This is a genomic window from Amycolatopsis suaedae (assembly GCF_004214935.1).
In the GTDB taxonomy this organism is placed as follows: Bacteria; Actinomycetota; Actinomycetes; order Mycobacteriales; family Pseudonocardiaceae; genus Amycolatopsis; species Amycolatopsis suaedae.
Genome location: NZ_SFCC01000006.1, coordinates 413,118 through 422,604 on the forward strand (window position 1 = coordinate 413,118; position 9,487 = coordinate 422,604).

Annotated in this window: 7 protein-coding genes; 5 read left to right on the forward strand and 2 right to left on the reverse strand. The window is 71.1% G+C overall.

Annotation, left to right across the window (positions count from 1 at the left end):
- Entirely contained in the window at positions 1 to 2,451 is a 2,451-nt protein-coding gene (locus EWH70_RS14460; RefSeq protein ID WP_130475915.1) for a GcvT family protein, read from the reverse strand.
- A 145-nt stretch (positions 2,452 to 2,596) separates the two neighbouring features.
- Positions 2,597 to 3,376, reverse strand: a complete 780-nt coding sequence (locus EWH70_RS14465; protein ID WP_130475860.1) for an IclR family transcriptional regulator — start codon at positions 3,374 to 3,376, stop codon at positions 2,597 to 2,599.
- Between the two features lie 163 nt (positions 3,377 to 3,539).
- On the opposite strand from EWH70_RS14465, the gene EWH70_RS14470 reads away from it, so the two are divergent.
- From EWH70_RS14470 to EWH70_RS14490, 5 genes are all read left to right on the forward strand, one after another.
- The gene (locus EWH70_RS14470; protein ID WP_130475861.1) at positions 3,540 to 3,860 is read left to right on the forward strand and encodes a bifunctional 3-phenylpropionate/cinnamic acid dioxygenase ferredoxin subunit; all 321 of its coding nucleotides are present in this window, start codon (positions 3,540 to 3,542) and stop codon (positions 3,858 to 3,860) included.
- Complete coding sequence (locus tag EWH70_RS14475) at positions 3,857 to 5,107, forward strand: NAD(P)/FAD-dependent oxidoreductase (protein WP_130475862.1); 1,251 nt, start codon at positions 3,857 to 3,859, stop codon at positions 5,105 to 5,107. Before EWH70_RS14470 ends, EWH70_RS14475 begins: the two co-directional genes overlap by 4 nt.
- Before the next feature lie 80 nt (positions 5,108 to 5,187).
- Positions 5,188 to 5,865: an MtrAB system response regulator MtrA gene (gene mtrA / locus EWH70_RS14480; protein WP_130475863.1), complete on the forward strand. Its 678-nt coding sequence runs from the start codon at positions 5,188 to 5,190 to the stop codon at positions 5,863 to 5,865.
- 7 nt (positions 5,866 to 5,872) lie between these two features.
- A complete protein-coding gene (mtrB, locus tag EWH70_RS14485) occupies positions 5,873 to 7,588 on the forward strand; it encodes an MtrAB system histidine kinase MtrB (RefSeq protein ID WP_130475864.1) in 1,716 nt (571 codons plus the stop codon).
- Positions 7,585 to 9,318: an LpqB family beta-propeller domain-containing protein gene (locus EWH70_RS14490; protein WP_130475865.1), complete on the forward strand. Its 1,734-nt coding sequence runs from the start codon at positions 7,585 to 7,587 to the stop codon at positions 9,316 to 9,318. The genes mtrB and EWH70_RS14490 overlap by 4 nt, the downstream gene beginning before the upstream one ends.
- Positions 9,319 to 9,487 lie beyond the last annotated feature (169 nt).

Genomic DNA, 9,487 nt, shown 5'->3' on the forward strand with positions numbered 1-9,487 from the left:
TCAGCTCCTCAACCGGGTCATCTCGGGGTCGAACAGCGGTTCCTCCGACACCACCGCCGGGATCCTCTCCCCGAAGTACTCGATCTCCACCTGCCGTCCCGGCGTGGAGGCCTCCGCGGGCAGCCACGCGTAGGCGATGTTGCGGCCGATGGTGTAGCCGTAGCCGGCGCTGGTCACGTACCCGGCGGGCCTGCCGTCGGCGTACACCGGCTCGTTGCCCAGCACGACCGAGTACGGATCAGCCCAGGTCAGGCACGTCAGGCGGCGCGTGACGGTCTCGGCAGACCGCCCGGCCAGCGCCTCCCTGCCGGTGAAGTAGCCCTTGTTCATCCGCACCGCGAACCCGACGCCCGCCTCGTACGGGTCGTGCTCGGTGGTCATGTCGGTGCCCCAGGAGCGGTAGCCCTTCTCCAGCCGCATGCTGTTGAACGCCTCCCGGCCCGCGGCGATGACGCCGTGCGGCTGGCCCGCCTCCCACAGCGTGTCCCACAGGCGCCTGCCCAGATCCGCCGTGGTGTACAGCTCCCAGCCCAGTTCGCCCACATAGGACAGACGCATCGCGGTGACCGGCACATCGCCGACGAACGCCCTGGTCGCCTTGAAGTAACCGAGCGCCTGATGTGAGAAGTCCGTTGTGGACAGTGGTTGCAGCAGATCCCGCGCCCGCGGCCCCCACAGCCCGATGCAGCAGGTCCCCGCGGTGACCTCGCGCAGGTGCACGCTGCCGTCACCGGGCAGCCGCCTGCGCAGCCAGTCCAGGTCGAGCGGGCTGTTGAAGCCGACCTGGAACAGCTCGTCGGACAGCCGGGCGACGGTCAGGTCGCTGCGGATGCCGCCCTCCTCGCCGAGCATCAGCGTGTAGGTGACCGCGCCGGGCTTGCGGTTGAGCTGGTTCGTGGTGAGCGCCTGCAGGAACGCCAGCGCACCGGGGCCGCTGACCTCCATCCGGCGCAGCGCGGTCATGTCGAACAACGCGACCCGTTCCCTGGCGACGAGTGCCTCCGCACCGGCGATCGGGGACCAGAACCGCGCCGCCCAGTCGTTGCGGGCGGGCACCCGCTCAACCTCCGGCAGGCCGGCGTTGACCTCGTACCACTGCGGGCGCTCCCAGCCGCTCGCCTCCAGGAAGTACGCCCCCAGTTCGGCCTGCCGCTCGTAGAACGGGCTGGTACGCAGGGGCCGGGGTCGCTCGATCGGCTGCAGCGGGTGCAGCACGTCGTACACCTCGACGAAGCTGCGGCACGCCCGCTCCATGACGTAGTCCGGGGCGAGCTGCACCTGCTCGAACCGGTTCAGGTCGCAGCCGTGCAGGTCGAGGTTGGGCTGACCGTCGACCATCCACTCCGCCATCGCCCTGGCGACGCCGGCCGAGTGCGTGATCCACACGGCCTCGGCCACCCAGAAGCCCTCCAGGTCCGGGTGCTCGCCCAGCAGCGGCATGCCGTCGGCGGTGAACGAGAACAGGCCGTTGATGCCCTCGGCGACCTTGGTGTCCCGCAACACGGGCAGCAGTTCGGTCGCCGCCTGCCAGGACTCGTCGAAGTCGTCCGGGGTGAACGCCAGCTCCGACGGCATACCGGGGGAGGTCAGCGGGTCGGCGATCTGCTCGGGTGGGAGCGGCATCGGCCGGTGCCCGTAGGCGCCGATGCCGAGCCGTTCGTTGTGCTCGCGGAAGTAGAGGTCGGCGTCCTGGTGCCGCAGGATCGGCTTGCTGGCCTCGGAATGGTCGTCGTTGTGCCCGGCGAGCACCGGCAGCGGGTCGGTTTTCGCGTACTGGTGCGCCATCGGCACCAGCGGCACGGTGAGGTCGACCAGCCGCCCGATCATCGGCCCCCACATGCCCACGCAGGACACGACGATGTCGGCACGGAAGTGGTCGGACTCCGTGCGCACGCCGGTGACGCGGCCGGCCGCCCGCTCGATGGCGACCACCTTCTGCCTGGACAGGAAGCGCGCACCGCGGTCCATCGCCCGCCGGGCCTGTGCCTCGGCCGCCCGCAGCGGCTTGGCCAGCCCGTCGCTGGGAATGTGGAAGCCGCCCAGCACCCGCTCCCGGTCGAGCAGCGGGTGCAGCTGCGCGCACTCCTCGGGATCGCGCAGGTAGCTGCGCACGCCGAAGGACGTCGCCCAGCCGTGCCTGCGCTTGAGGTCCGCCCAGCGCTCGGGCGTCGTCGCCACCTCGAGCCCGCCCAGCTGCTGGAAGCACCACTGGCCGTCGAGCGTGAGCGAGGTGTACTTGGCGACCGTGTACTTGGCGAACTCGGTCATCGTGCGGCAGCCGGTGGTCTGGAATACCAGACCGGGTGCGTGCGAGCTGGACCCGCCGGTGGTGAACAGGTCGCCCTGTTCGAGCACCGTCACGTCGGTCCAGCCGCGTTCGGTCAGCTCGTCGGCCAGCGCGCAGCCGACGATGCCGGCTCCGATCAGGACGACGCGGGGGTTGGCGACCATCGCGGGGAACCTCCAGGCCACGTGCGGCAGCGCCCCCGCCGGGGACGCTTCGGAGTGTGGGATTTGTTGCGCATAGGGCGACGTGTTCCGCCTAGAGCAACAGCGTGAGGCACGCGAATCCCCGCCGTCAAGGGTTACCCAGCGGTCAGTTCTGGTAGTAGCCCAGCTGTTCGGACAACTCGGTCGCCGCGCTGGTCATCGGTCGTACGATCTGCCGAACGCGCTGACGCGAAAGGCGGTACGACGGCCCGGACGCGCTCATCGCCGCCACCACGTCGCCGTCCGAGCCGAAGATCGGCACCGCCACGGCGTGCATGCCCAGCTCGAACTCCTCGAAGCAGGCGGCGTAGCCGTCCTCGACGATCCGGTCCAGCTCGGCCGCCAGGTCGGCGGGGTCGGTCGTGGTCCGCGGGGTGTACTCCTCCAGCTTGCGGCGCAGCAGCCTGCGACGCTCGGCGTCGGGCAGGTAGGCCAGCAGGACCTTCCCGCTGGACGTCGCGTGCAGCGGGGTGCGTTGCCCGGTCCAGTTCTGCGTGGTGATCGCGGCCGAACCCCTGGCCTGGCTGATGTTGATGGCGACCCCGTCGTCGGCGACCGCGATGTTGACCGTCTCGCCGAGGGTTTCGGCGAGTGTCTGGCAGGTCTGCCTGCCGAGTCTGGCGAGGTCCATCCGGCCGGTCGCGGCACCCGCGAGCCGGACGATGCCGAAGCCGATGACGTACTTGCCCCGCTCGCCGAGTTGCTCCACGAGTCCTCTGGCCTCCAGCACGCTGAGCAGGCGGGACGCGGTGGACTTGTGCACTCCCAGCTCCCCGGCGATCTCGGTGATCCCGGCCTCGCCGTTGCGGGCGAGAAGTTCGAGCACGCTGATGGCGCGGTCGACCGACTGGACCTGGCTGGCGGGCTGCCTTTCGGAGTTCCGCATTCCGCAACACTAACCGCTTGCCGCGATCTCGCTGGGCCGACCGGGGTAACCCCTTGACGATTTCCCAACGGGCGAGGATTGTTGCGCATAGCACGTCATGTCTCGTAATACGCAACATGGTCGAAACATTCGTTAACCCCCAACGAAAAACACGGAGGTCTTGATGATTCGCGCCTGCGATCTCGCAGACCTGCCCGAGGGCGAGTCGGTCCGCGTTCTCGGCCATGTGCCGATCGCCGTCTTCCACACCGAGGGGCAGCTCTACGCGATCGACGACACCTGCACCCACCAGGACGCCTCGCTGTCCGACGGCTGGCTGGAGGGCTGCTTCGTCGAGTGCCCGCTGCACGAGGCGTCGTTCGACCTGCGTAACGGCATGCCGACCTGCCTGCCGGCGAAGCGGCCCGTGCGCACCTACCCGGTCGTCGTCACCGACGGCGTCATCTACGTCGACACCACCAACATCAGGGAGGGAGTGGCATGACGTTCGAGTCGATCACGGTGGTCGGCGCGTCGCTGGCCGGCCTGCGTACGGCGCAGGAACTGCGTGCGGGCGGGTTCGACGGCAGGCTGGTGCTCGTCGGCGACGAGCCACACCGGCCCTACGACCGGCCGCCGCTGTCCAAGGACTTCCTGCTGGGAGTCGTCGACGAGCAGGGCATCGAACTCGCCGGCGCCGACGAGCTGCTCGACCTGGGCGCGCAGTGGTACCTCGGCACCCGGGCCGCCGGACTGGACACGGGCGCGGGGGCGGTGCTGCTCGCCGACGGCACGTCGATCACGACCGACGCGGTGGTCGTCGCCACCGGTGGCAGGCCGCGAACCCTTGCGGGGCAAGAAAACCATCCCAGTGTGCACACGCTGCGCACGCTCGACGACGCGATCGCGCTCCGGCGTGCCCTCGGGGTCGGGCCCGTCGGCGTCTGGACTGACGAGCCCAAAGCTCGCGCAGCGAGCGACGGCGAGGAGGGAAGACGCCGACTCGGGGGGCCCGAGCCAGCCCGAGCGGAGCGAGGGCAATTGAACACAGTGGTGATCGGCGCGGGGTTCATCGGTGCCGAGGTGGCTTCCGCCTGCCGCACGCTGGGCCACTCGGTGACCGTCGTCGAGGCCGCGCCCGTCCCGCTGGCCGGCGTGCTGGGCGAGCCGATGGCCGCCGTCGTCGCCGGGCTGCATGCCGACCACGGCGTCCGGCTGGTCGCCGGTGCCGGCGTGGCCGGGCTGACCGCGGCCGGTGTCGACCTGGCCGACGGCACGCACCTGCCCGCCGATGTCGTGGTGGTCGGGGTCGGAATGCTGCCCAACGTGGAGTGGCTGGCCTCCTCGGGGCTGGACGTCGCCCGCGGCGTGCGGGTCGACGCGGGCGGGCGGACGGCCAACCCCGCCGTGTACGCGGCCGGTGACGTCGCGGTGTACCCGGGTTGTCACGGTGGGCACTGGACGTCCGCCGGCGACCAGGCCAGGGTCGTCGCGGCCAACCTGCTCGCGGGGGAGCAGCGTTATCAGCGTCCCGGCTACTTCTGGTCCGACCAGTACGGCGTGCGGGTCCAGTTCGCCGGCTCCGCGGCGGGGCACGACCGGGTCGAGGTGGTCGAGGGCAGCGTCGACGACCGCCGGTTCGTCGCCACCTACCACCGCGGCGACCGGCTCGTCGGCGTGCTGGGGATGGACAGCCCGCGGCCGTTCACCCGGCTGCGCAGGCAGCTCGTGCCGGTCGAACTACCGGCGTGATGATCGTCCGTCCGGGTTCGGACCGGACGAATCGCCGGGTCGAAAGTCACAAATGAACTCGTGAGTGCGAATATGTGGGCATGAAGGCACGTGTGTTGGTGGTCGACGACGACCCAGCCCTCGCGGAGATGCTCACCATCGTCCTGCGCGGGGAGGGGTTCGATACCGCGGTCGTGGCGGACGGTTCGCGCGCGTTGCCGGCACTGCGGGAGCTCAAGCCCGACCTGGTGCTGCTGGACCTGATGCTGCCGGGCATGAACGGTATCGACGTCTGCAAGGCCATCCGCGCCGAGTCCGGTGTGCCGATCGTGATGCTCACCGCCAAGAGCGACACGGTGGACATCGTCCTCGGCCTGGAGTCCGGTGCCGACGACTACGTCGTCAAGCCGTTCAAGCCGAAGGAACTGGTCGCCAGGGTCCGGGCGCGGCTGCGGCGCACCGAGTCCGAGCCTGCCGAGTCCCTGGCCATCGGCGACCTCACCATCGACGTGCCCGGCCACGAGGTGACCAGGGAGGGCAAGGCCATCCCGCTCACCCCGCTGGAGTTCGACCTGCTGGTCGCGCTGGCCCGCAAGCCGCGGCAGGTGTTCACCAGGGAGGTGCTGCTCGAGCAGGTGTGGGGCTACCGCCACGCCGCCGACACGCGCCTGGTGAACGTCCACGTCCAGCGCCTGCGCTCGAAGGTGGAGAAGGACCCGGAACACCCCGAGGTGGTGCTGACCGTCCGCGGCGTCGGCTACAAGGCCGGTCCGCCGTGACGGTCTCGTGACGGGCCGGCTGGCCGCGTTCAGCACGGGAACCGTCCGGCTGGCCGGCCGCGTGGTGGCGTTCTTCCGCCGCCGTTCGGTGTGGTTCAGCGACCTGTGGCGGTACTCGCTGCAGTTCCGGGTCACGGTCTCCACCCTCGCCCTGTCCTCGGCCGTGGTGTTCGTGCTCGGCATGGTGCTGCAGAGCCAGATCACCGAGCGGCTGGTCGACACCAAGCGCAAGGCAGCCGTCGCCCAGACGCAGGCGATCGTCGACGTCGCCGAGACGCAGCTGGTCGGCGCCGACGCCTCGGTCGACGCGCTGCGCTCGCGGCTGGACGACGCGCTCAAGCAGATCACCAGCGGCTCGCCGCTGACCCAGGGGGCGTCCGGCGTCGCCGGCGCGTTCGAGCCGGTGCTGGCCGGCGGCAACCCGGACCGGCCGCAGGACCACCCGGTCGCCACTGCCGGCCTGGACAAGGTGCCCGCGGGCATGCGCCGCGCCGTCGAGGCCGAGCAGCTGGTCACCCAGTTCCACACGGTCGGTGAGGGCGCCGCGCGGACCACGTACATGATCGTCGGGGCGCCGATCACCTCCGCGCCCCGCCCGCTGCAGCTGTACATGCTGTTCCCGCTGACGGCCGAGCAGAACACCGTGGCGACCGTGCAGAACACGCTGCTGGTCGGCGGGCTGGTGCTGTTGCTGCTGCTGGCCGCGATCAGCAACCTGGTGACCCGCCAGGTGGTCCGGCCGGTGCGCAGGGCTGCGGCCGCGGCCGAGCGGTTCGCCGAGGGCGACCTCGACCAGCGGCTCGGTGTGCTCGGCGAGGACGACCTCGCCAAGCTGGCCGTGTCGTACAACGAGATGGCGGCCAGCATCCAGCGGCAGATCCGCCAGCTGGAGGAGTTCGGGCAGCTGCAGCGCAGGTTCACCTCGGACGTCTCGCACGAGCTGCGGACGCCGCTGACCACCGTGCGGATGGCCGCCGACGTGCTGCACGCGTCCCGCGAGCAGTTCCCGGCAGGCCTGGCGCGGTCGACCGAGCTGCTGGTCGACGAGCTGGACCGGTTCGAGGCGCTGCTGGGCGACCTGCTGGAGATCAGCAAGCTGGACGCCGGCGTGGAGGAACTGGCCGCCGACGTCATCGACGCCCGCCCGATCGTCGAGCGGGCCGTCGAGCAGGTGCGGGTCATCGCGGGCACCGCCGGCAGCGTCATCGAGGTCGACCTGCCCGCCGAGGAGACCACCGCCGAGCTGGACGCCCGCCGGGTCGAGCGGATCCTGCGCAACCTGCTGGCCAACGCCGTCGACCACGGCGAGGGCAAGCCGGTCCGGGTCCGCCTGGCCGCCGACGACGACGCCATCGCGATCACCGTGCGCGACTACGGCGTCGGCCTGCGGCCGGGCGAGGCCGAGCTGGTGTTCAACCGGTTCTGGCGGGCCGACCCGTCCCGCAACCGGCGCACCGGCGGTACCGGGCTGGGCCTGGCCATCAGTCACGAGGACGCGCGGCTGCACGGTGGCACGCTGGAGGCGTGGGGTGAGCCGGAGCGGGGTGCCTGCTTCCGGCTGACGCTGCCGCGCAGGCACGGCCACTCCGTCGAGCACAGTCCGCTGGACCTGCCACCGGACCGTCCGGCGACGCCGCCCGCCGTGGTGGTCGCGCCGGAACCGGAGCCGGAGGCGGGAGCGGAGCCCACCGAGCTGAGCTGGGAGCAGGAGGAGGTGCGATGAAACGCCTCGCCGCCGTGCTGAGCATCGTGGTCCTGGTGGCCGGGTGCGCGACGATTCCGGAGGAGTCCCAGCCGGTCGCCATTCCGACCTCGGGCCCTAACCAGCCCGCGCTCGACCTCCCGCAGCCCGCCCGCGACCTCGACCCGCTGGACGTGGTGCGTGGTTTCGTCGAGGCCAGTGCCCGCCCGCTGGAGGAGAACGCCGCCGCGCGGGTGTACCTGGAGGACGCCGCACGCAAGAACTGGCGGCCGCACCAGGGGCTCATCGTCATCCAGGACGTGTTCGGGACGGTCTACGGCGTCGGTGACGAGAAGTCGCCGGACCCGAACGAGCAGACCGTGGTCGTGCGCGGGTTCAGCGTCGGCAAGCTCGCCCCGGACAACGCCTTCATCCCGGAGAAGGACGCCTACCAGCTGTCCCTGCGGGTACGCAGGCAGCAGGACGGTGCGTGGCGGATCGTCAACCCGCCCACCGACCTGGCGATCACCGAGTCCGCGTTCGCGCAGAACTACTTCCGGGTTCCGGTGTACTTCTTCGCGCCGGACTCCGAGTCGCTGGTGCCCGACCTGCGGTATGTCATGGCGAAGCCCCAGGTCACCCTGCCGGGCCGGGTGGTCGACCTGCTGCTGGAGGGGCCGTCGGAGTTCCTCGACGGCGCGGTGCGCAACGCGCTGGAGCGGGCCGACACCGACACCAACGTCATCGGCAACTCCGACGGGTCACTGCTCGTACCGCTCAGCGGCGTCGACCAGGAGAGCCTGGAGACGAAGAAGCTGATCGCCGCGCAGATCGTGCTCTCCCTGCAGAGCGTGACCACGAGCCGGATCCGTATCCAGGTCGACGGCAACCCGCTGGTGCCGGGCCAGGAGGAGTGGCGGCCCACCGACCTGCCGTCCTACGAGACGGCGACGCTGCCGCGGTCGGAACTGAAGGGGCTGGTCAGCGTCGGTGGCCGGGTGCGGTCGCTGGCCGACGGCAACCCGATTCCCGGCCCCGCCGGCTCCGGCGCGTACCAGGTCGTGTCGGGCGCGCAATCGATCGACGGGCGGCAGCTCGCGGTCGTGGAGCGGCTGGGTGGCAGGCTGCGGCTGCGGGTCGGCGACTACGGCCGCGAGGCCGTCGCGGTCAACCTGGAGGGCGGCTCGATGACGCGCCCGACCTGGCGTCCGGCGACGTCGGCAGGCGGCAACGCGGGTGAGCTGTGGACGGTCACCGACGGGGTCAACGTCGTGCGGGTGACGCGCGGTCCGGACGGCAACTGGGGCACGCAGGTCGTCAACGCCGACATGGTGCGGCAGATCGGGACGATCACCGCGCTGCGGCTGTCCAGGGACGGCACGAGGGTGGCGCTGGTCGCGGGGGAGAAGCTGGTGGTCGCGTCGGTGGTGCGCACGCCCGACTCGGTGTCGCTGCGCTCGCCGCGGATCCTGCAGGCCGACCGGCTGACCGAGGTCGTCGACGTCGACTGGGCCTCCCAGGACAGCCTGGTGGCGGTGACCTCGTCGCGGTCGTTGTCGGTGGTGAAGGTGCCGGTGGACGGGCTGCGCCTGGACCCGTTCAACAGCTCCAACCTGACCCCGCCGGTGCACGCGGTGACCGCGATGCCGAGCCGGGCCGTGATCGTCGCGGACAGCGGTGGCCTGTGGACGGCGTCGGAGGTCGGCGAGGTCTGGCGGCCGCACGAGCCCACCACGACGGGCGACGACGCCCGGCCCTTCTACCCCGGCTGAGCCACGGGCTTTGCCGTGAAGGGGGCCCTCGCGCCGTCAGACGCCAGGGCCCCGGCAAAGTCTGGGTGCTGCGCGCCCCCAATGTGGCATTGGGGAACTTGAACTCCCCCAATGCCACATTGGGGGAGGTTGCTGGGTCTCTTTCGTGGTGGCGGCTGGGTCTGTTGGG

Bases quoted from the DNA above. Each gene is read 5' to 3' on its own strand.
- EWH70_RS14460 (WP_130475915.1), bottom strand. From the start codon at position 2,451: ATGGTCGCCAACCCCCGCGTCGTCCTGATCGGAGCCGGCATCGTCGGC.
- EWH70_RS14465 (WP_130475860.1), bottom strand. From the start codon at position 3,376: ATGCGGAACTCCGAAAGGCAGCCCGCCAGCCAGGTCCAGTCGGTCGAC.
- EWH70_RS14470 (WP_130475861.1), top strand. From the start codon at position 3,540: ATGATTCGCGCCTGCGATCTCGCAGACCTGCCCGAGGGCGAGTCGGTC.
- EWH70_RS14475 (WP_130475862.1), top strand. From the start codon at position 3,857: ATGACGTTCGAGTCGATCACGGTGGTCGGCGCGTCGCTGGCCGGCCTG.
- mtrA (WP_130475863.1), top strand. From the start codon at position 5,188: ATGAAGGCACGTGTGTTGGTGGTCGACGACGACCCAGCCCTCGCGGAG.
- EWH70_RS14490 (WP_130475865.1), top strand. From the start codon at position 7,585: ATGAAACGCCTCGCCGCCGTGCTGAGCATCGTGGTCCTGGTGGCCGGG.